We start from the raw sequence: 22,987 nt of genomic DNA, 5'->3' as shown, positions 1-22,987 counted from the left end.
GTTCTTTGTACCTTAGCGTAAGTAGATGCGGTTTCGAGGGCACAGGGGTACCTGTGAAACGAAAAACGCCCTCGGGGTTTAATGATTCGGTCAGGCCGTTAGTCCATGCGCTGCCAGTTGCTGCAGCATGGTATCGGCTTTGTCTTCGGCTTCCTGGTTGGCCAGCCAGCCGGCCAGCTCGGCGAAGCCCTCTTCGTGCGAAACCTGGGCCTCGTAGCCGAGAAGGGCGCGGGCTTTCGAAATGTCGGCGTAGCAGTGGCGGATGTCGCCGGCTCGGTACTTGCCCGTGACGACCGGTTCCAGTCCCCGGGAACCCAGCGCGCTGGCCAGCAGCTCGGCGATGCGGCGGATAGAGACTGGCTTGCCGGAGCCGACGTTGATGACCTCGCCGTTCGATTTCGGCGCGTCCATAGCGAGAATGTTGGCGCGGACAATGTCGTGAATGGAGACGAAGTCACGCTGTTGCTCGCCGTCCTCAAAGATGAGCGGCTGCTTGCCGTTGAGCATGCGTGAGGCGAAGACCGCCGCGACGCCGGTGTACGGATTTGAGAGCGCCTGGCGCGTGCCGTAGATATTAAAGAAGCGAAGCGCCGTGACCGGCAGGCCGTAGGTGCGGCCGTAGATCATGCACAACTCCTCCTGGTCGCGCTTGGAAAGAGCGTACATGCTATTGATTTCGCTGGGTTTGTCCTCATCTGTCGGAACCGGCTTGAGCGGTCCCGAGTCGCCAACCGAAACCTCCCAATCGCCGCGCTTCAACTGCTCGACGGTACGCACCGGCGGCGCGTAGCTCTTGCCATCCGCGCCCACATACCGGCCCTCGCCGTAGATGGACATGGACGAGGCGACCACGATCTTTTCGACGGGTGCCTTGGTATCCAGAACGGCCTGCAGCAGCTCGGCGGTGCCTTGCGTGTTCACGCTCATGTAGCGGCTGATCTCGTACATGCTCTGCCCCACGCCGACCGTCGCGGCGAAATGGTAGATCACGTCGATGCCGTTCAGGACATCCTTGAGCAGATTCGGATCACGCACATCTCCGTGGATCAGCTCCACATCGTTCGACAGATACTCGGGGCGCAGGCCGCCGGGGTGCACCTGCGGCGTCAGGTCATCCAGCACACGCACGGCATGGCCCTGGCGCAAGAGGCCGTCGGCCAGGTGGGAGCCGACGAAGCCGGCACCGCCAGTGATCAAAACGTTGCGCTTCTGGGAGGGCGGAAGGGTTTGTGCGCTCTGGATGCTCAAACGGCGAGGACCTCTTCTTTCGGGGCTTCTGCGGAGTCGGCGGCGGGTTGGGCGGCTTCGAGTTCGGCCTTGCGGCGCTGCATCTGCGGCAGGTCGTACAATGAGCGCGCCTTCGGGTTCACGGGCACGGACTGGCCGGGTGAGGCGTAACGCTCGACCGCCCAGGCGGCGAACTCGGCAAAGTCGGCATTGTCCAGCGGAGGGCTGGTGTGGTGGTCTTCCTTGCCCAGGTGACCGGGGGTGAAGCACAGCGTCATGGCGACCTGAAACGGCCAAAGCTGCGTGAACACGTGGTCGAACCAGGCCTCGGCGTCCGGACGGTAGGCGTCGGCCCAGCTCAGGCCGGTACGCAGGTGCTGCACGTTGTGTTCGCGCATCCACGTCACGGCGTCGTGGAGCCGGTGGTCCTGCCAGTGGAACCATTGGCACAGGCCGACAGAGCCGTCCACCGGGAAATCGGTCGCGGCAAGCTTGGGCGTGCCGTCGTGCCGCAGCAGACCTAAATAGTAGTGGCGGTAGTAGCTGGAGCCCTCGGCCTCTTTGTGGCGGGTCTCCGCCGGCCAACTTGGCGGCAGATCGTAGAGCGAGTACCAGTGGATGCGCGGTGTTTTGCCGCGGATCAGCTCAACCGTGCGGCGAAAACCCATCTGAGCGACCTCTTCCAGGCCGAACGACGAGCAGCCAACCTCCGTCACCCATACCGGCTTTCCGCTCACCTCTTCGGCTTCGCGAATTTTGTCAGGCCACTCGGTCAGCTGCCAGTGATTCCAGTCCAAGGGAAAGCCATGGATCGCGACCGCATCCACATGGTCCATCACGCCATAGCCGGCCTGAAGGCGAAGCCAGTCCGGGTCGCCCGACGACACGCCGCCCAGGACGATCGGCAGGTCCGGGTTCACGCCGCGCATAGCCGCCGACCCCTGTTTCACCATGGCACCAAACTGCTGCCAGCCCGGGTCCAGGTGAAAGTTCCAGTGCGACAGGTTGTTTGGCTCGTTCCAGACGACGACGGCTTCGATCAAGAGCAAGGACCCTTTCTGACCGGAAACAAGCATGCGGCAGTCAGTCGCAGCGCCGGAACAGGACGCAAATCTTCGGTGCAGCTTTGTAGATGCAGGGTAACAGCTAAGTAGATGCTCCGGAGCAGGCTTTTCTGCAAGACCACGGTGACCCGTTGGAGACGCCGGGATATGTTGGCTTTGGAGCAGCCACGAGGATTGCGGTTTGTTACGCTTTGCGTCAGGAGCGGCCACACCATGGACTTGAAGCTGCTGCGGGAGGCGACCCGGCCCGAGCACGAAGCAACCGAAGCAACGGTTTCACTGATGGGGCCGGAGCTGACGCGGGCTGAGTACGTGACCGTGCTGCAACGCTTCCACCGCGTGGTCTGCGCCTGGGAATCGGTTGCAGCGGCCGAGGCGCCCGCCGCGCTTGCAGAACTGGTCGCTCAGCGTGGCCGCTGCGGGTCCATCGTGACTGACCTGCGCTTTTTTGGGACCGAGACTCAAGGCAATCCTCCCGACGTTCTGCTGCAGCAGATCCGTGACCTGGTCGAAGCGAACGGGCGAGACGAGGGGGATGAGCGCACCAGCCGTTTTCTGGGTGCCATGTACGTCCTGGAGGGCTCCACGCTGGGCGGTCAATACATTGCGCATCACGTGGAAGCCGCACTGCAGCTGCAGCCCGGCGAGGGCGACCGCTTCTTCCGCGGCTATGGCAAGGAAACCATGCCCAAATGGCGCGAGTTTCAACAGGCGCTGGTCGCGATCCCGGACGAGCAGAGCGACATTGTGATCGCGGCGGCCAAGGGAATGTTCGGAATTTTTTGCGAATGGATGGCGGGTGGCGCGGCCTCCGCACCGGAACAGAAGAGCCGGCAAGCCACGAAGCCATAAGCGAACGCGTGCGGCATCATAGACTAAGCATGCCGGCAGAACTCAGCGCCAAGATTGTTGCGCAACAGCCCGCGGACGTTCCCGCGACCGTGCTGGAAAGTTGCGCACAGGAACCGATCCGTACCCCGGGACGCATCCAGCGACACGGGTTCCTGCTCGGTCTGAGCACGGAGCAGGACACCGTCACTCTTGCCAGCGAGAACGCGGAAGAGTTCCTGGGCGTTCCGCTGAAGCTGATCCTGGGTGGATCGCTGGAAGTGCTGTTTGAACGAGAGTTGCTGGCAGCACTGCGGCAGGTAAATTGCCGCGTGGATCCAGCCGGCCTGGTCAGTTACCTGGGCGCGTTTCAGATTCGGAAAGAACTGTTTTCCGTGGTGACGCATTGCGTGGGCGGAACACGCATTCTGGAGTTTGAGCGGCAGGACCGGCTGGTCGGCGCCGAGATGATGAATGCCGTCATCACGAACTTCATGGGCGCTTTGGCGCGGCTGAAGACAGAGCAGGAACTCTGCCAGGCGTTCACCGACCAGTTCGCCGCGCTGACCGGCTTTGACCGCGCGCTGCTGTATTGCTTTGATCACGAAGGCCACGGCACGGTGCTGACAGAGGCCAACAGCGACCGTTTGCCCAGCTACCTGGACCTGCGATTTCCCGCAACAGACATTCCGGCCCAGGCGCGCACGCTGTACGTGCTGAATACGGTTCGCATCATTCCCAACGCGAACTACACGCCGTCGCCGGTAATGAGTCTGGCGGACGACACTGAGACGGCAAACGTGAAGGAGTACGCCGGGCTGAATCTGTCTCTTTCCGTGCTGCGCTCGGTGTCCCCTGTGCATTTGGAATACATGCGCAACATGGGCACCATGTCGTCCATGAGCGTGTCCATTGTGGTGGACGGCAAGCTCTGGGGGCTGATCAGCGGGCACCATGCGGAGCCGCGCACCGTTCCCTATCTGGTGCGTTCGGCGTGCGACATGCTTTCCAAGATGGTCGGCACCCGGCTGAACACATTTCGCACCATGGAGCGGCTGCGTACCCTAGTCGACTTTCACGCGGTCCAGCGCGAACTGCTGACCCAGATTGCGGCGGAGTACGACTATATTGCCGCGCTGGCGAAGCGCATGGACCGCGTGATGCAGGTGACGCACGCGTCCGGTGTGGTGCTGTGGGATGCAGGAACGGCGTACACCAGCGGGCGTGTTCCTTCGAAACAGGTGCTGGCCGACATTGTGAAGTGGGTGGACGGCAAGGGCGAGTTTGAAAGCTATACAACTCGCACCCTTGGCGCGGAGTTACCGGCTGCGCTGCCTGCCAGCGCGGAGGCGAGCGGATTGCTTGCGATCCGGTTGTCGGACGTGTCCCAGCGTTACCTTCTGTGGTTCAAGCCAGAGGTGCTGGAGACGGTTACCTGGGCGGGCGAGCCGGTAAAGAACGTCGACAGCAATCAGCAGCTGCATCCGCGCACCAGCTTTGCGCAGTGGCAGGAGACGTTTCGTGGCCAGAGCGGGGCATGGAGCGAGGTCGAACAGGAGTCGGCGCAGGACTTTCGTGCCGCGCTGGTCACCGTTGGCCTGCAGCGTGCCGAAGAAGAAGCGGAGCTGAACTCCGCACGCTTTCTGCAGTTGACCCACAATCTGCCGACCAAGGTATTCACCTGCGACCAACGGGGCTGCCTGACCTATGTGAACCAGCGCTGGCGCGACGATGGACTGAGCGACCGGGGTGAATGGTTTGCTGGCGGCAAGCTTGTCCAAGAGGATGAGCAGCGCATTCGCGCCATGTGGGAGACCGCGGTCGTAGACGATCTGGACACGCTGGAAGCCGAAGTGCGCGTGTGCAGCGCGGCCGGCGAACGCTGGAACCTGGCGCGCGTCACGCCCTTTCGCCGCGAAGGCAAACGGCCGGCCGGCTGGGTCGGTTTTCTGCTGGACCTGACCGAGCGCCGGGAGCGCGAAGACGCCCTGCGCATTGCCGAAAAGCTTGCACTGAGCGGACGCATGACAAGCGTCATCGCGCACGAGATCAACAACCCTCTGGAGTCGATCACCAACCTGCTCTACCTGTTGCGCATGGAGCTTGGCGACAATGGGAACGCCGTCGACTACATCGGCATGGCCGAGGCGGAGCTGGCGCGCATCAGCGGCATTACCAAGCAGACGCTGCGCTGGAACCGCGAGGATCGTTCCGCCGAAGAAGACTTTCGCGCCGAGGCAATCTTTACGGAGGTGCTGCGGCTCTTCCAGGGCAAAACGCGCAACCGCATGATCGCGATCCATAAACGCTACGCCGAAGATGTGATCGTACACGGTGTGATCGGCCAGATACGCCAGGTGATTGCGAATCTTGTCTCCAATGCGCTGGACGCCGCGCGCGTCGGCGGTAACGTAACGCTGAACGCCTTTTACGACGGCGACGACACGGTGTTCACTGTGACGGACGATGGTGCCGGTATTCCCGAGGCAATCCGGAAGCAGCTGTTTCAACCGTTCTTTTCGACCAAGGGCGATTTGGGGAACGGGCTTGGTTTGTACATATCGCATGAAATTGTGGAGCGCCACCACGGTACGCTCGACGTGGAATCAGCTGAGGGGAAAGGCACCACGGTGCGGGTGCGGCTGCCGCGCGATCCGAAGGAGCCGGTCACGCCTCCTTCGCAGTAGTTTGGCTGTGTCAAATTCCGTTTTGGGCCGTAGCTCCAGGCAGTGACCGCCGGGTGGGTTCCGGCGTCACATCTGCGATGCGCGTCCTGAATTCCATTGTTTTGTGTGCCGCCGCTTGCATGTTGCCGGGCATGCTGCTGGGTCAGGCGACCGGCACTGCCTACCAAGGCGTGCGGTTGTACGCATACGGCATGGGTTCGTACGTGCGGCCGGACTTTGGCGGCGCGCTCAGGAACGGTGGCGCCACCGTCGGCGCGACGGCGAACGTGCTCACCTTTCACCCGGTCGAGGTGGGCTTTGACTTGCGCGCCGTGGGTTCCGGCGGACGGGTGTCGAAGGAGTACTTTTTCGGCGGCGGTCCGCGCGCGCAGGTCGATCTGGGCAGGTTTCAGCCCTTTGCTCAATTTCACATTGGCTATGGCAGGCTGGCGTTTCAGCAGGTCACAAAGCCGGGGTACACCCACGATCAGTCGCTCGTGAAGGCTTACGGCGGTGGGGTCGATTACAAGGTGTCGCGATCGTGGGCGGTGCGCGGCGAAGTGGAGAGGCAATCCTGGATGTTCAGCGGGTACGTCTCACCGTTCTACCCGCTTGCGGTCAGCGCGGGCGTCCGTTACCAGTTTCACTTTCGCAGCCGGTTCGGCCCGGAGTAGAGGCCCAGCCGCTGCCCGCGTGTACACTGAACAACGTAGACCGTGCGCGGCACCCCGCTTGCCGCCCGAGTCGGGACGTGGCTCAGCCTGGTAGAGCGCACCCTTGGGGTGGGTGAGGTCGCTGGTTCGAATCCAGTCGTCCCGACCAACAAACATGCAAATTCATTGCAAATCGAACGGCTTCGATCGGCCCTCGATGGGCGGAGCAGCTTCGGCTCATGCTTCGACGGCGTTAAGGCGTTGCGTAACTACCATCCTCCTCCACAACGTGAGAAAGATGAGGGCAGACAGGAGACCGAAGGTGGTGACGAGCAAAAGCGTTTCATTGGCCCTGCTCAAATTCTTATCGAAGATTGTCACCGACGAGTCGAGCCTCAGGCCATGTTGCTCGAACCCTGTGCGGGCAATACCCGGCATCGCGTGGCGAAAGGTGGCCACGGGACCGAATCTCACCTGATCTGGAGTGGGTAGCTCGCCTACTTCTACCCCCGGCCGCACCCGGCCGAGGTTCTCCCGCAATACATACCGCACCGGCTCGTTCGCGTTCCAATGTGTGGCGGTCACGGGCGTGTAGATCGTCTGTGTCTTCGATCCGTTGATCGTCTCTTGGATTGTGACTGCATAGTCCGGCTGAAGCCGGCCGCTTACCATGACCCGCCCCGGCGGTGAGGACGAACCGGATGTCCGATTCAGGTCGAGCTCGGCGACCTGGTGCGAGCTGAACGTTGCAAAGAGCGCCAAGCCGGCTGCTACCAACCCAACTACAAGAGAAACCGCTCCGATGGTGAGCATCGTGTTGCGTGTTCGCCGCTGCGCAGCTTCCGAATCGTCAGCAATCGCAAGGGGCGTATCCTCAGCTTTTTTCCAAATACGCGTTGCAATGGCCACCGCCGGAAGACACAGCGCAAAGAACAGAAAGAGAAAGGTGCCGGTTGGATCGTAAGAACCGAAAGCCCTGAGTTCTAGTTCGGCCGACATCCGGTAAAGGCCGCTGTAGGTACTTGCAGCGTAGATGACATACGCCGCAGCCAGTCCCATACAGATCAGGATCGATATCTCCTGTCGATCAAGTCGCCTTTGCGGTCTCACGACTTTTTCTCCCGCTTGCAACATTCTCTATCTTCGGATGATGCGCGTTTTAGGTAGTCCGTGCAAGCGTATGAACGCTCAAGGGCGCACCCTTGGGGTGGGTGAGGTCGCTGGTTCCAATCCAGTCGTCCCGGCCAACAAACATCAATCCTGGAATAAGGCTGGCACCTGTCTCAGGTTTTTCGGCATGCCGAATGACCAGCACCGTCTCGCCTTGCAGACCGTCGCTGTTTGCACGCGCTTGACCACGCGCAACGTGAGCAAAGTCTATGTTCAGGGCAGCTGCCGCAATGAACGCCGAAATCAGAAGCGTCGTCCTGCCAATTAGTCGGGCAAGCTCGAAAAGGTCAGCCTTCCTTCGAGGCAGGTTGTAAGCGAGCGCGGCTTTCTGCCGCAGACGCCGAATCAGTAATTATTGCGTGCGCTCTGCTCTACCGCGTAATGGTGAGTAATGTAAAGCTGTTTGGGAGAACAGGTGGACGCTTCCCGCCATCGGGCACAGGACCAAACTGCGCCGAAACAACAAAGACCCGATGATTCGTTGGGTCCAGTCCCATGTTGCGGGAGCCTACGGGTGTTGGCAAGGTCTGCACCACGCGGTATACGTCGGGGCTGTCCTGGTGAATCACTGTCAAGGTACCGTCCGCGTTCGCGGCGAAGGCGTCGCCGGTCGCAGGATCGTATGCCGCACTATCCACGCCTTTTCCGATTGGAACCGTTGTTATGACCTTGCCGGAGCGGTAGTCGACGATCGCCATCACACCGCTGCGGCAACCGCTGAACAGACGATGGTGAGTTGTATCGGCAGCCATAGCAACCGGCTGCTTGCATGGCGCGGTAGGCCAGCGTCGAGTGACGGACGCACTACGGGTGTCCAGTTCAACGATCTCGTCTTTATCTTCGAGATTGGCGTATATCTTTCCATCACCTGTGGAGACGGCGTATTCGGGCTTGCCACCCAGTGCGATGTTGGACACCAGTTTGCCGCTCTTGGCATCGACGACCGTAGAGGAATTCGCATCCCCGTTCATCGAAAACACCCGGCCTGAGAGCTTGTCGTAGATGATGCCATCCGCATCCTCGGCAGCCGGAATCCGACTCAGAACGTTGAGCGTCGCGAGATCGAACATCACGATGGATTTGTCTTCACTTGAGGTGGCAAAGCCGTGGCCTGTACCTTCGGCGATTGCTGTGCCGTGTGCGCCATGGGTGCCCTGAACCTCGCCCACGAGCTTGCCCGTGTTCTCATCGACGACCATCAAGTGATTACCGCGCGCGATGAAGAGGCGATGGGATGAAGGATCAGGAATCACATAATCCCAGCCACCGTTGCCGCCGAGCAACGATCTTGCGGTAATGTGATACGTGTTCGGTGCCTGTGCTGACATAGCGGTCGCGACGAAAGTACAAAGTGCAAGTGCGCACAGTCTCATGGGTTCTCCTGATGAAATCACAGTGTACCGAGATGTTTGGCTTTCTAAAGAGCTATGGTCTGTAACCAACCTTAACTTTGTCTGAAGACTTTGGTTATGCAAGATGGGTTCATAACCATCGAATCGAGTGCCGGGGCGCTCTGTTTGAATATCGCCCACTTCGAACACCGCGGCGCCATCCATATTCACAATGCAGAACGACTCCTCAGGCTATTTAGCTTCGGAACTGCCGGCGCCCGTCGTCCCGAGTGATCGGTATTGGAGTGAGCGAGTTCAGCCGATTCACTTTCGATTCGGAAGGGACCAGCGAAGGCCACCTCCGACCGTAGGACGATAGAATTCTCGTTGGACTGGAAATTGCGTGCTGCCGTTGTAGAAGCCGAACACTTCATTGTTAAGGTTCAACCCGTAAACGACAGCCTGAAAGCCTTTCGGCAGGGTGTAAGTTCCCTGCAAGTCGATCTGCAGGTGCGAGTAGAAATATTGGTCTCCGTTAGGCCCGTGTATGCCACCGCCTCCACCGCCCTGAGAGATGGGGCCACTGTTGCTCGTGTCGTAGTTGTAGGAGGAAATATTGGCCTGATTGTAAGTCATGCCTAGCCGGACGGAGAGATTCTTTTTGTCGTAAGTGGGGGAAACATTGTAGCTGTTAGGAGCTTGCCCGATGAGCGCCGGGTTTGCGCCCTCTGGCCCGCGGTTCGGTCCACTTATGGTGTCGACGGGCACGGCAGGATCGGTCAGGTCGACGTAGGGCGGAAGATTTGCCTGGGAGTTGGTGTACGCGTAGTTCGCGGAGAGACCGAGGCCGCTGAGCAGGCCGGGCAGATACGAGAAGTGCTGCTGGAAAGATACCTCCAGGCCGTAGACCCAGGCGCTACCAGCGTTAATGGTCTGGTTCAGGAAGTAGGGAAGATTGTTACCAGTGACTGAAGGGTTCGGGGCAACAAGCGACTGAGTAGGAAGGATCGGATTTGTGAAATGCTTGTAGAAGAATCCGGCCTGCAACAGGCCCTGGTGGCTCAGATTGTTCTCATAGAGCAAATCAATGTTGTCTGCGTACTCAGATTTTAGGTTGGGATTACCCTGGCTGACGGTATTGCGCGCAACACCCCCGGAGGGTGCGCTCTGAAAGGGGATCAGGTCGCCGAAGTTGGGACGGGAGAGCCCGCGTCCATAGACCAGGCGGATGCCCGAGCGAGGATTTATTTCATAGCGAACCGAGGCACTCGGCAGCACGTCAAGGTATGAATTCTGAATGCGGATGGGAGTAGTGCCAGCTGTTGTGGATCTGCTTTGACCAAGATAGCCCAGGTTATTTTCCGAGGTATCCTCAAAGCGAAGCCCGAGGATAACGCGGCAGCGATTCAGATTTATTGTATTCATCAGGTAGCCGGCAGAGACCTTCTCGATCTGATTGAAGGAGTTGCCGACATTGTCGCCGACGCCGAGGTCGGCCTGACCGGCAAAGTTGCGAAGCTGCTCAACATCAGCTCCGGGCCCAAAAGCGTACCGATTGCTGTAGTAGTTGGGGTCCTTGAAATCATTGATGAAGTTTGAGAGGGCGCCGCTGGGACTTTCGACATACCGGGGCCGCCCGCTGTAACTGAACGTAGTGCCGGCGGCGTAAAAGAGACGCGTGTCCTGGTTAACGAACTTGTGCTCATTGCGGAAGCGGCCGCCAAATTCGAAGATGCTGCTTTGACCGCCTAGGGAATATGCAACTGCCAGGGATGCGCCGAAGCCGAGGTCAACTTCTGGGCTATAGGTGTTTTGCTGCTGACGACGTTGAAAGAACAGGTGCGTCGGATCGAAGATGTTGACGCCGTTTTGCACGTTCAGATGCGGCGTGAGCGGGTGGCTGACGTCGAGATTGTACTGGATGTTGTTGTCAGGATTCGAGGCGGAACTGGCTCCGAAGCTGGAATTGTCATAGCCTGCATCGCGGGTTCGCGCTAAAGAAGAATCGAGATCCCAACCGAAGATTGAGCGGCCGATTACATGGTGGCCGCCAAGCTGAAGACCACCGATGTCCTGAATGGGACGCCGTCTGAGTGCGGAAAAGCTGACCGTCCCGTCCGTACCGCTTTGGGTGAGCGTTGTGGAATCGGCAAAACTCTGGATAGCAGGGCTATAGATCCAATCGTCGCCGAAATTTTTGAAATGAGCGTAGAGATACTTGAGGTACAGGCTGGAGGTGTCGGTGATGCGGTAATCGAAAGTACCCCCGAGTCCCCAGCGGTCGCGGAAGTAGCGATAGTCACGCAGGTCATAGGTCCCGGCCAAAGCTGGACCCGGCTCGATGTCGTTGATGCCTTCTCCGTTGAAGTCGTAGGAAGCCCCAAAGAGCAGGCCGAGTTTTTTGCCGTCCAAGAAACGCTTGCCCACGGTTCCGTCGAACTGGTACTTCGAGCGGCCTTCCAGGATGGGGGTATAGCCGCCCGTGGACTCAAGGTACAGGGTGGGCCGGTCTTCCGCACTTTTGGTGCGCAAATCAACCGAGCCGCCGATGCCATCGCCTTCCATGTTGGCCTGCAGGGTCTTGTTGATCTGCACGGACTCCACAAGATTCGCGGGGATGAGATCGAGCTTGATCTGGCGCACGGCTTCAGGTGAGGCGAGATTGACGCCGTCTAGCGTCGTGTGTGTCAGACGCGGTTCGGTGCCGCGCACCTTCACGTACTTGCCCTCGCCTTCATCGCGCTCGAGGGTAACACCGGCGAGACGCCCGATTGCATCGGCTACGTTCGCATTGGGCAGACTCACGATGACATCGGCCGGCAGCACGTTGATGATGTTGTCGGCATTGAAGGTGCGATTGATGGCTTCGAGCTCGCCGCCTTGCCTGTCTGCGTAGACCTGCACACTTTGTGCGGCCGAACCGATGGTTAACGTGGCATCAAAACGAGTGGCTGTCTCAGAAACTGTGACCGATTGCGTCAGAGTTTGAAAACCGGAGTAGGTGACGACAATAGAGTAAGGGCCGGTCGGGATAGATAGAAAGGTGAACTGGCCTTGCGCGTCGGTCGACGTAGAAGTTCTGCCCGGTTGCAACTCAACCCTAGCTCCTTGAAGTGCGCCTCCACGAGCATCGGTGATCGTGCCGCTAAGAGTGCCACGACCCGCTTGACAATAGATGCTGGATGGAAGCAGTACAAAGAACGCGGGCACGGTATTCCTGACCCATTTGCTATACACGAGAACTCCGAGCAACATTAGTAAACAAGGGACTTGGGGACGGTTTTGCCGATGGCGCTGCTTCGCTTCTTACTTGCGAAGAGCCATTATCGTGAACCAACCTTACTTCTTAGATAGAAGCGATTCAGTGAAGAATTCATGAATCATGTTGCCGTAGATGTTAAGCTTAAGATTTCTTAAGCTTAGTCTCGTGTATTGGGTTGAGCTTTCATGAATGCGTCGTTCACCTTAAGTCCAAGTTCATGGGAGCCTGCAATGTTCATGTGTCTACTGCAGCAACAAGCTATGCTCGGTTCAGGATGGTACGGCGCGTCACCCTCATCGCGAATGTAAGAGCAGGTCGAGGCTCCTTCGGAGCGGTCTCCGGCAGGCTGACCGCTCTTCTGCAAAGCAGGGGATGGGCGGTGTCTATCGCTAGGACCACGGCAAATGTTGGATCAGCACAAATGTTGGCTGCAGAAGCCGCTCGCTGCTGCGATCTTGTCATTGCCTGTGGTGGGGATGGTACGGTCAACGAAGTTTTACAAGGCATTGCTGGAAGCAACTGTCACTTGGGTGTGCTACCGTTTGGGACCGCAAACGCGCTTGCACGCAATCTTCACCTGCCCCTTGATCCCGTGCTGGCGCTTGAGAAGCTGCTGACCTATCGAGCGCGAGAGATTCCTTTGGGGCAAACGCAGAATGAGAGGGGCTCTCACTATTTTACGGTGATGACCGGGGCTGGACCGGATGGGGGTCTTGCTTTCGAGTTGGGCCGCGACAACAAAGCCCGTTATGGACGGCATGCCTACTATGCAGCAGCCGCCTGGCACTTCTTGACGCGGCGATTCCCTGTGTTCAAGGTCGAATATCGGTGCTTAGATTCAGACCTTTGGCAGAGCCGGCTTGCCACGGCCTTGATGATCTCGCGCATACCTGATCTGGGCGGGGGATTTACCGGGCTGACGAGGACTTCCCGCCTCCATCATCCTTACCTTCTCTTGCAGCTAATCGCGTCACCTGCCCGACTGGCGTTTCCAGCTTGGTTCCTATGTGGCCGCTTGCACTTGGAGCGTCTTAATCCGTTCCTGACCATTCACCAGGTTGAAGAGTGTAGATGTACTCCACTGAGCTTACCTAGCAACGTCCGTTCACAGGTAGACGGAGAGGCGATTGGGCTCATACCCATACACATACGTCTTGCCGCTGTGACTGCATGGCTTCTGATGCCGCCCATGACGCAAGGGTCTTGGAGCTCACAAGAAAGCTAAGCCCTACTCGTCAGCTCTATAGAGAATGCTTGTTACAAGCTGCTCAGAACTGATATCGAATTCCAAACTGCATCTGCCGACCCGGCAGGGCCCTGGTAGCACTGCCAAACAGAGGTGATCGTACGCTCCCGATGTAATTCGTAAAGTTTGCGTGATTCAGGACGTTGAAAGCAGATACGCCGATGTTCAGGAGCTTCGCATTTTCCGCCTTTGCGTGATTCAAATGGAAGTCGTGATCCCAGAGCAGGTCCACACTTGCTGTTCCTCCACCCTGGAGCGTGTTACGTGCGATCCCGACCGGCCTTGCATTGCCAAGGCCGGTGGGAAAACGGTCCTGCCCTGCTAACTCCGTATAAGGGAGCCCTGAATACAAAGCGGTCGCAATTCCTAACGTGAGCCAGTGGTCAGGGTGAAAGGTGCCCAATAGATTTAATCGATCCCGCCGGTCCAGGTCGCCTCTACCGTACTCAGCATCTGGGTTGTACTGATCTTGCGGATACCAGTTCAGACCACCTGTGTTGTTATCGAAGTGGCTGAATGTGTACTGCACCTGGCCCTCAAACCAGAGGGTCTTACTTCTTCGAATAGAGCCACGTAGTCCGAGGTCCAACGCGTTCAGGCGTGATCGTCCCGCTGCTTCGACCTGCTGAATAAATCCAAAGGCCGGGTTGGGCCTAACAGAATACGGCGGAAGCGGCGCGTTCACGTCTCGCGACCGGAAGGTCTTCACACCGGAGATGCCACGGTACGTAGCCGTTGCAGTCAGACCGTTCGCAAGCTGTCGTTCAATTGTGGCCGAATATTGCATCTGGTAGCCGGCGCTGCTGTTCGGAGCCAATTGTGCCAGATTGGTCGGAAACTCATGGAAGGTCTGTCCGGCTGGCAACGGACGCGGAAAAAGCGGATTCAGCAGTTGATATTGCCTAAGATTCACGCCGTTGTGGAGCTTGTAGGTGACGGGAAAATCTCCCCCAGTCCGATCGAAGAAGATGCCAGTACCCGCTCGAATGACCCATGCCTTCGATGGCGAGTAGGCAGCTGAAAAGCGGGGAGCGAAATTGCCATAATTATTCAGATAGGTTTGGAACTGATAACGCACTCCGATGGTCGCCTGCAGATTCTTAAGCAGGCTGATCTCATCCTGAACAAAAGTCGCAATCTCAGTCGCGAAGTAAGTTGCCCGGCCACGCCCTTCCTGGACGGTGTATTGGTACGGAGTATGGTTTGCGTAATCGCTTAAGGAAAGAAAGCTATAAGTGCCTTGTCGGTTTGATAAATCATCGACAGCCCGCCTGCTTATCTGGGGCACGTTCACACCGATACGGACGTAATGCGCATGATGTGTCCAGGCGACGACTTCGATCAGGCCGATGGTGTGTTCGGTGCGATACACGTTCGTCTGGGCTCCGCCCCCGGTAAATGCATCCTGAACCATGATCGCTTGCGCGTCCGTCTTGCTGAACTGACTGTCCGTTTCGCGTTCCAGAAGAACTTGTAGCTGCTGCACCATTGTCGGAGAGACGATCACACGATCGTTCAACACAATTTGATCCTGCCGGTTGGTTTCGTCGATGGCAGCCTCAGGCAGAACAACACCGCCAACGTTGCGAGCCGTTTGCGAGCTGTAGCGAAAGTTGTAGCTGACGGCGAGACGGTGCGCGTCGGAAAAGTCGTGGGTTGTGCGACCGGTAATCTGTGACGCACTGTTTGGGGTCACGGCGTTCTGCTCGATCAGGCCCTGCGGCCCGCTTGCATGCACCGCGGACTGCAGATCCTCGGCTTGATGCGTACCCGTCAGGAGAAAGGTCGTATGCCCGCCGTTGCCAACCGGACCGGTTAGATGTCCCTCGAAGATTCGCCGCTGCTCGGCGGGTTTCACGGGAGCAAAGTAGTTCCGCCCGTTGAAGACGGCGTCCCGCGCAATCACGTTCAATGTGCCGTGGAACTGCGGCGAACCCGGTTTCGTTGTAATTTCTAGACGCCCCCGACCCGGGCTGGCAAACTCCGCAGAATAAGGATCGCTGTTGATGCGGACCTCTGCGATAGCAGAAGGTGTCACATTGGCACCACCCTTGAGTTCGATGCCATCCACCACGATACTGACCCCGGTCGAGGAGGTCGCGGCGGGATCCAGAAATGGTGAGAGCGCTCCCGCGATGTCCTGGTCGAAAACTGGTAAATGGTCAAGGGTAGATGCAGCAACGGCGACGGAGTCCTGATTGGAGGAGGCTGCTGTAGAGACTGTAGTTCCGCCCTCCACGTCGATCGTTTGGGTAACGGTCTCGGGCGCGAGAACAACCCGAATCGGTGCAGTAAGCGCGCTCATTTCAAGTTGCAGGGCCTCAGACGCAAAGCCGTTGGCGGCTGGGACGACGAAGGTAAATTTCCCGGGATGGACGCCAGTAAGGCTGAACTCTCCTTTGCGATCGGTTCTTCCTTGCACTTGCAGAACACCATCCAGCGATTCCACCCGAACCACTGCATTGGGAACTGGCGCATCACTTCGATCCACCACTGTCCCACGCACCGTAGCGATTCGCTGCGCCTGAACAGCAAAGGTCAGGCACATGGAAATGGCGAATCCCGCAATGAAGGGACGTTCGAGCAACTGCATACCAAAAACTCTATTCACCGCACCTTAATTACACCTGAAAGGCTGCCGTCACAACGTTCACCAAGGCCAGTCATTGCCTCTGAAGGAGTTTGCTCATCCCTAAATTCCGCATTGATCACCAGGAAAGCCTCTTCAGCAAGTCTTAAGGTTGCTCTGAGATGGTCAAGAGGAATTCCGTACCGGAGCACTCTTGCATCTTACATTTTTCATCGTCTCGACTTTACGGACTAACACAACCTTGCAAAGACGAACGCTCTCCGGAATCCTTGCGCTTGGTTTTGCACCCACGCTGTTCGCCCCAAGCGCATGGGGACAGAGCGCCGATGGCGGAGCAACTATGACGCCAGAGCAGGCAGCTTTGGTCCTTCCAGACGCTCCAGGTCATACCTACGACGGAGGAGGTGCTGCAGAGGAGAAATCCAACGATCCTGCTACGCTTCGTGGTCTCCCCCTAAGGTTCCTGAAGGACGAAGCCGCGATCTTTACTTCACCGGCGCGAATTCAAAAGGGAGATCTGAAGTGGTTGCTACCCCTGGCGGGTGCCACAGGGGCCGCACTCGGGACCGACACTTACACCATGCGTCATGTTGTCAGCCGCAACACATCGTTCAATGATGCGAACGGCACAAGTTCCGATGTGCTTCTTGGCACAGCCCTTGGTATTCCAGTCCTTCTATTTGGACTAGGTCACGTCCGTGCAGATGAACATCAGCGGGAAGCCGGTCTGCTGGCGGGTGAGGCCATCGTCGATGCTTACGCATTCGACACCGTCATTAGATATACGACTTTGCGAGAACGGCCAAATCAAAACGACGCGCGAGGTCACTTCTTCGTCGGCAATGCTTCATCAAGTCCGTCCTTTGTGTCCGGTCATAGCATCATGGCGTGGTCATCCGCAGCGGTGCTTGCTGGTGAGTATGGTAAGCCGTGGCAGCAGATCGGCATATACACGCTTGCGAGTGGTGTAAGTCTCACCAGAGTCTTAGCTCAGCAGCACTTTCCGACAGATGCGTTGCTTGGTTCGGCGGCGGGCTGGCTGATTGGCCACTATGTCTATCGCACACATCATCGTCCTAAGGTGGTCGGCTTTACAGGTCACTAGACATGAGCTTCTCTGAAGCATTGCGCACTCGTGAGCCAGTTCAGCGTCACTTAATCCTTTTGCTTTAGGTTTAAAGAATGAAGTTCCACTGCTCGGCCGCTCTTGTCGTGGCGATTTCCATCAGCTTGCTTTGCGCCTCATTTTCCAAGATGGGGGCTCAGACCACTGAAGCCTCGATGCCGACAGCAGGTCTGACGTTGGACCAGGCGCTTTCCCGCGCTGCCGCCAACGAGCCGGCATTTGCCGCCGCGCAAGCGGAACAGCGCGCCCTTGCTCTGGAGCGTACGAATGCAAAGGCGGCCCTGCTGCCGACAGCGATCTACCATAATCAGTCGATTTACACGCAGCCCAACGGCGTGCCGACGAGTCGCATCGGCCAAACCACCGGCGCGGCTTCCCCCGTCTTCATTGCCAATAACGCGATCCGCGAGTACGCGAGCCAAGGTGTATTCAACGAAACGGTCGGCTTTGCTCAAGTTGGTGCGGTGCGGCTCGCGAGTGCAAGATCCGCACTTGCGAATGCTCAACTGGAGATTGTGCGCAGAGGCCTGGTGAGCACGGTAGTTAATCTCTACTACGGTGTGGGCGCCAGTGCTGACAAGGTCGCCGTAGCCAGAGAGTCACTTGCCGAAGCGGACCATTTTGTCGATATCACACAGAAGCGCGAAGCCGCGCGCGAGGTCGCGCATGCGGACGTTCTGAAGGCGCAACTTTCACAGCAGCAACGGCAACGCGAGCTCGACGAGGCACTGCTTGCCAGTAACAAAGCAAAGCTTGAGCTCGGTGTCTTGCTCTACCCCAACCCGGAGACGCCGTACTCGCTTGCTCCAGCATCTGCTCCCGCGATGCTTCCGGAGAAAACCGGCATCGAGGCGCTCGCGAAGCAGAATAGCCCGGAGTTGCGCGGAGCCCTTGCGTCAGTGCAGGCAAGCCAGGCGATGACCTACTCAGCCCGGGCCGCCCTTGCGCCAGATCTCGCGCTCAATTTCACTTACGGCATTGATGCAACGAACTTCGGTGTGAACGGGCCGGACGGCATTCACAATCTGGGTTACGCCATGAGCGCAGCCCTCGACATACCCGTGTGGGACTGGCTCAGCACGGAACGCAAAATCAAGGCTAGTCGTTTGCGTGAGAAAGCCGCAACCGTAGCGCTTACCGCCGCGCAGAGGCGTCTAATCGCCAACTTGGCAGAGTTTTATGCGGAGGCGAAGACAGCGAGCGACCAACTGGCCCGGCTCGACCAGAGTTTCGTGACCGCGCGCGAAAGCTTGAGATTGGTGAATCTGCGGTATGTAGACGGGGAAAGCACCGTACTCGATGTTGTCGACGCACAAAACACATTGCTGGCGGCCCAAACCGCACAGATCGACGGGCGCGTTCGTTATCAACTCGCCTTGGCCAATCTACAAACTCTTACGGGAAAGCTTTGATATGAACGTCCTTCAAAATCGGCATCTCGCCGCCACCGTCCTGCTCACATTGGTCGCGGGTGCTGCGGGCTGTAAAAGCAAGGAGGCCGACGCTCCTGAGGTAACCGTCACGGTGCAGGCGGCGCATCCAACTCAGGGGCCGATTTCAGAAGAAATCTCAGCGGACGCAATTTTCTTGCCTTTGTCGCAGGCCGCCATCGCGCCGAAAGTGAGCTCACCAATTCGCGCTGAGTACGTGCAACGCGGCGCCCATGTGCGCAAGGGCCAGTTGCTCATTTCACTGGAAGACCGTGACCTGCAGGGAAACGCCCTTGACACAAGAGGGGCTCTCACTACAGCACAGGCCAGCTACACGGCTCTCGCGAATGCGACAAATCCCGAGGAGCTGAACAAGGCGCAAACCGACGTGCAGCAGGCGCTGGCCGCCCGCGATGTGGCGAAGCGTACCGCGGACGAGCGCCGCAGGCTCTTTCAGCAGGGTGCCATTGCTGGCCGTGATGCCGATACGGCGTATGCCGCGGCGGTACAGGCTGAAGCTCTCTACGAAACTGCGCAGAAGCATCTGGACTCCGTTCAGAGGACGACGCAGGTCACAAACAAGGAAGCTTCGCAGGGGCAAGTTACGTCCGCACGCGGCAGGTTCCTGAGCGCGGAAGCCCAGGTGAGTTATGCGAACCTGCGCAGCCCGATCGATGGCGTGGTAACCGAGCGACCACTGTTTCCTGGGGAAACGGCCACGGCCGGTACGCCTGTCATCACCGTCATGGACACGAGTTCTCTGCTTGCGAAGCTGCACCTGGCGCAGGCGACGGCACAGCAACTCGGGCTGGGCCACAAGGCGGAAGTACAAGTGCCGGGCATGACCGACTCTGTAGAAGCGACAGTTTCTTTCATCAGTCCTGCGCTTGACCCCGGTTCCACGACCGTTGAGGTGTGGCTGAAGCTTCCCAACAAGGACGGTCACTTTAAGGTGGGTACACCGGTGCACGCAACGATCTCAGGAAGCACCGTGCCCAATGCATTGCAGGTGCCTACGGATTCGATTGTTCCTTCCCAAGATGGCGGCACCAGTGTCATGGTCATCGGCCCTGACCGCGCGGTTCACAAACGGCCGGTGAAGGTGGGAATTCGCACGCCGGAATCGGTGCAGATTCTTTCAGGGCTTGCTTTGGCAGACAGCGTGGTTACGAGTGGCGGCTACGGGCTGGATGACGGCACCAAGGTGACGATCGGAAAGCCGGATGCGGGAGAAAAGGACTAATGGCGACCGTTTCTCCTTCGCACCCAAACGCTGCCCAGAACTACTGGCTCGCGAGGTCTGTCCGCACGATTCTGTTCCTGGCGGTGGTGCTCACTGTGGGTGGCGTCTATGCCTTCTTCAAGACGCCCATCGCAGTTTTCCCGGACACGAATTTTCCGCGGGTGGTGATCGGCATCGACAACGGGGTCATGCCGGTTGAGCAGATGCAGGTCACCATCACAAAACCAATCGAGGACGCAGTCAACAGTGTTCCGGGCCTGGTGACGGTCCGCTCGACAACAAGTCGCGGCTCGGCCGAAGTCAGCTTGTTTTTCGATTGGTCCGCCGACATGTTTCGCACGCTGCAATTGGTGGACGCTGCCTTGAGTAAGGCGCAACAGTCGCTTCCCTCGACGGCGAAGCTGACGACCAACCGCTTGACATTTGCTACCTTCCCAATCCTTGGTTACAGCCTGACTTCGCAGACGCTCTCGCAGACACAGCTTTGGGAACTTGCGACCTACACCCTGAAACCACCTCTCAATCGCATCAACGGTGTGAGCACTGTTACGATCCAGGGCGGTCAGGTCCCCGAGTTCCACATCGTTCCAAACATGGCGAAGCTGCAGGTCGCCGGCGTCACGATTTTGGACCTTGTCAACGCTGTGCAAACCTCAAACATCATTGATTCGCCAGGTCTTTACGAGCAGGACCACCAATTGGTGCTCGGGCTCGTCGGCGCACAGGCCCACGACATCGACGGTCTGAAGCAGCTCACAGTGAAGACTACGGCAGGCGGCGCACCCGTGCGTATCGGCGACATTGCCACAGTCATGCCTGCAACCATGCCGGTCTACACGGCAGTGCGCGCGGATGGTCGGCCCGCGGTGCTGCTAAACATTACGCGGCAGCCGAACAGTAACACGGTGGCTGTTGCGGACGGCGTGGATGCGCAGGTCGCGCAATTGCGGAGCGAACTTCCGCGCGGCGTTCAGTTGATTCCTTACTATGACCAGTCCGGCATTGTGCGAGAGAGCGTGCGCAGCGTGCGCGATGCCATTCTCATTGGCCTTGCACTTGCTTGCGTCATTCTCTTTCTTTTCCTGCGTGACTGGCGCTCTTCGCTCATTGCAGGCTTAGTTATTCCCGTCACCGTTGCGGTGACCGTGCTCGTGCTGTGGCTCATCGGCCAAAGCTTCAACCTGATGACGCTGGGTGGACTCGCCGCTGCAATCGGCTTAGTGATAGACGATGCGATCGTGGTGGTTGAAAACATTGTCTTGCATCGCGAAGCCGGCGAGGACAGGATCGGGGCCATTCAGAAGGCCCTTAAGGAGATCGCTCACCCGCTCATCGGCTCCACTGTGACACCAGTTGTGGTGTTCCTGCCTTTAATCGCGGTCACAGGTGTGACGGGCAGCTTCTTCCGTGCGCTGGCCGTCACCATGACGATCTCGTTGCTGACTTCCCTGCTGCTTGCGGTAACGTTTACGCCGGGACTTGCTCTTCTGCTGTTGAAAGCGAAGAACGCGAATGCTGCCGGACAAGAAAAAAAGGAAGAACATGCCGTTGGACCAGTACTCGGGAAAGTGCTCGGCTGGCATCGCAAGACGCTGGAGTGGTCACTGCGACGACCGCTCGTGTTGGGTGCACTCTGCGTCGCATTGATTGCGGGCAGCTTTTTTGCTTATCGCGGTCTCGGTTCCGACCTGCTGCCCGGCATGGACGAAGGCGGGTTCATTCTGGACTACATCATGCCTGCTGGAAGTTCCCTGCAGGCAACCGACAAGGTCCTGACGCACGTAGAAAGTATTTTGCACGACACACCCGAAGTCGAAAGTGTAAGCCGCCGTACCGGCCTTCAGATGGGTCTAGCGGCAGTAACAGAGGCAAACACCGGCGATATGACTGTGAAACTCAAGGCCAAGCGTAGCCGTGGCATTGAGGAAGTTATCGCGGACGTTCGCGCGCGTGTGAAAGCAGATGAGCCACAACTCGATACCGAATACATCCAGGTGTTACAGGACAACATCAACGATCTTTCCAACGCACCTGAACCGATCCAGATCAAGCTCTTCAGCCAGGATTTCGCTCTGTTGAGTAGTCTTGCGCCTCGAGTCGCCGATCAGATTGGCAAAGTGAATGGCGTGGTAAGTATCGAGAACGGAATCGACAATACTATCAGCGGTCCCGCAACCAGCTTTCAACTCGACCCGCAGCTTGCGGGTAGATTGGGCTTTACGCCTTCGGAGCTTGCGGAAGACGCTACTTCGATTCTTGACGGTGTCACCGTGAACGATCCTGTCATTGCGGACGGCCGGCCTTACACCGTGCGCGTACGCCTCGGAAACGAGACAAGACAATCGCTGGAGACGATTCGCAACACGGTCTTCAACTCGAGCGCCGGGCATACCGCATCGCTCGGATCGATGGCGGCGATCACGCAGCTTCCGCCACAGAATGAGATTCGCCGTGAGAACCTGCAACGGCTTGTTGTTGTTACCGCACAGCTGCAGGGTACGGATCTTGGAACGGCCGTACGCCAGGTACAAGCGCAGGTGCAGGACATGCACCTGCCAGCCAGCGTTCGCGTTGAGTACGGTGGAACTTACCAGGAGCAGCAGAAATCATTTGCAGACCTCTTGCGCGTACTGGTGCTGGCGCTTGCCCTCGTCTTCGGTGTTCTGCTCACGGAGTTTCGTAACTTCGCTGCGCCCATAGCGATTCTCACGTCGTCTATACTTTCGATCGCCGGCGTACTCGGGGCACTCCTCATTACGGGTATGACCTTCAACGTCGCATCCTTCATGGGACTGATTATGGTGATCGGTATCGTTGCGAAGAATGGCATTCTGCTGCTCGATGCCGATGAGCGATTCCGGCACGAGGGTCAGAATGCGCGCGACGCGATGGTCTCCGCAGCGCAACGGCGGCTCCGCCCGATTTTGATGACAGCACTTGCGGCGATCACCGGTATGTTGCCGCTCGCGCTTGCACTGGGAGCCGGTTCGCAAATGCTGCAGCCGCTCGCCATCGCGGTCATCGGTGGTGTCGTTATCTCAATGCTTCTTAGCCTGGTGGTCACACCGGTCATCTACTATCTGCTCACGCGCCATGACGCGGTCGAAGCTTAATCGATTCTCTTCGATGTCAATGAACGTCTCGCCTTCGC

General features: G+C 58.3%; 14 protein-coding genes and 1 tRNA gene. 9 read left to right on the top strand and 6 right to left on the bottom strand.

The genetic code is table 11. The features are described 5' to 3' along the window. Positions 1–90: 90 nt before the first annotated feature. A complete protein-coding gene (locus tag ACOFKT_RS18105) occupies positions 91–1,248 on the bottom strand; it encodes an NAD-dependent epimerase/dehydratase family protein (protein WP_419805387.1) in 1,158 nt (385 codons plus the stop codon). Next, entirely contained in the window at positions 1,245–2,276 is a 1,032-nt protein-coding gene (locus ACOFKT_RS18100) for a glycosyl hydrolase (protein ID WP_419805386.1), read from the bottom strand. The genes ACOFKT_RS18105 and ACOFKT_RS18100 overlap by 4 nt, the downstream gene beginning before the upstream one ends. Positions 2,277–2,504: 228 nt before the next feature. On the opposite strand from ACOFKT_RS18100, the gene ACOFKT_RS18095 reads away from it, so the two are divergent. From ACOFKT_RS18095 to ACOFKT_RS18080, 4 genes are all read left to right on the top strand, one after another. Beyond that, positions 2,505–3,143: a biliverdin-producing heme oxygenase gene (locus ACOFKT_RS18095; protein ID WP_419805385.1), complete on the top strand. Its 639-nt coding sequence runs from the start codon at positions 2,505–2,507 to the stop codon at positions 3,141–3,143. Between the two features lie 29 nt (positions 3,144–3,172). Beyond that, the gene (locus tag ACOFKT_RS18090) at positions 3,173–5,806 is read left to right on the top strand and encodes an ATP-binding protein (protein ID WP_419805384.1); all 2,634 of its coding nucleotides are present in this window, start codon (positions 3,173–3,175) and stop codon (positions 5,804–5,806) included. A 77-nt stretch (positions 5,807–5,883) separates the two neighbouring features. Continuing rightward, positions 5,884–6,459 (top strand): hypothetical protein, encoded by a 576-nt coding sequence (locus tag ACOFKT_RS18085; protein WP_419805383.1) that lies wholly within the window; start codon positions 5,884–5,886, stop codon positions 6,457–6,459. A gap of 71 nt (positions 6,460–6,530) precedes the next feature. After that, positions 6,531–6,607 (top strand) — tRNA-Pro (locus ACOFKT_RS18080). Between the two features lie 68 nt (positions 6,608–6,675). On the opposite strand, the gene ACOFKT_RS18075 is transcribed toward ACOFKT_RS18080, so the two are convergent. The 3 genes from ACOFKT_RS18075 to ACOFKT_RS18065 form a co-directional block, all read right to left on the bottom strand. After that, positions 6,676–7,497, bottom strand: coding sequence for a hypothetical protein (locus ACOFKT_RS18075; RefSeq protein WP_419805382.1), 822 nt, complete (start codon positions 7,495–7,497; stop codon positions 6,676–6,678). A gap of 482 nt (positions 7,498–7,979) precedes the next feature. Next, positions 7,980–8,981 carry a YncE family protein gene (locus ACOFKT_RS18070; RefSeq protein WP_419805381.1) on the bottom strand — a complete coding sequence of 334 codons (1,002 nt, stop codon included), beginning with the start codon at positions 8,979–8,981 and terminating at the stop codon, positions 7,980–7,982. 282 nt (positions 8,982–9,263) lie between these two features. Continuing rightward, a complete protein-coding gene (locus tag ACOFKT_RS18065; protein ID WP_419805380.1) occupies positions 9,264–12,149 on the bottom strand; it encodes a TonB-dependent receptor in 2,886 nt (961 codons plus the stop codon). A 269-nt stretch (positions 12,150–12,418) separates the two neighbouring features. Here ACOFKT_RS18065 and ACOFKT_RS18060 point away from each other — a divergent pair, with 269 nt between their 5' ends. Continuing rightward, on the top strand, positions 12,419–13,426 hold the full coding sequence (locus tag ACOFKT_RS18060) for a diacylglycerol/lipid kinase family protein (protein ID WP_419805379.1): 1,008 nt from the start codon (positions 12,419–12,421) through the stop codon (positions 13,424–13,426). 43 nt (positions 13,427–13,469) lie between these two features. Here the strand turns inward: ACOFKT_RS18060 and ACOFKT_RS18055 are convergent, their stop codons facing one another. Next, complete coding sequence (locus ACOFKT_RS18055) at positions 13,470–16,040, bottom strand: TonB-dependent receptor domain-containing protein (RefSeq protein WP_419805378.1); 2,571 nt, start codon at positions 16,038–16,040, stop codon at positions 13,470–13,472. Positions 16,041–16,230: 190 nt separating this feature from the next. Here ACOFKT_RS18055 and ACOFKT_RS18050 point away from each other — a divergent pair, with 190 nt between their 5' ends. From ACOFKT_RS18050 to ACOFKT_RS18035, 4 genes are all read left to right on the top strand, one after another. After that, a complete protein-coding gene (locus tag ACOFKT_RS18050; RefSeq protein WP_419805377.1) occupies positions 16,231–17,142 on the top strand; it encodes a phosphatase PAP2 family protein in 912 nt (303 codons plus the stop codon). A 176-nt stretch (positions 17,143–17,318) separates the two neighbouring features. Beyond that, on the top strand, positions 17,319–18,575 hold the full coding sequence (locus tag ACOFKT_RS18045) for a TolC family protein (protein ID WP_419805376.1): 1,257 nt from the start codon (positions 17,319–17,321) through the stop codon (positions 18,573–18,575). 1 nt (position 18,576) lies between these two features. Next, positions 18,577–19,836 (top strand): efflux RND transporter periplasmic adaptor subunit, encoded by a 1,260-nt coding sequence (locus ACOFKT_RS18040; protein ID WP_419805375.1) that lies wholly within the window; start codon positions 18,577–18,579, stop codon positions 19,834–19,836. Next, positions 19,836–22,949 (top strand): efflux RND transporter permease subunit, encoded by a 3,114-nt coding sequence (locus tag ACOFKT_RS18035; RefSeq protein WP_419805374.1) that lies wholly within the window; start codon positions 19,836–19,838, stop codon positions 22,947–22,949. The genes ACOFKT_RS18040 and ACOFKT_RS18035 overlap by 1 nt, the downstream gene beginning before the upstream one ends. The last annotated feature ends 38 nt before the right edge of the window (positions 22,950–22,987 follow it).

The organism is Terriglobus sp. (assembly GCF_965201105.1).
GTDB lineage: Bacteria > Acidobacteriota > Terriglobia > Terriglobales > Acidobacteriaceae > Terriglobus.
Note: the sequence above shows the minus strand (reverse complement) of the source record. Positions and strands in the feature narration are given on the sequence as shown.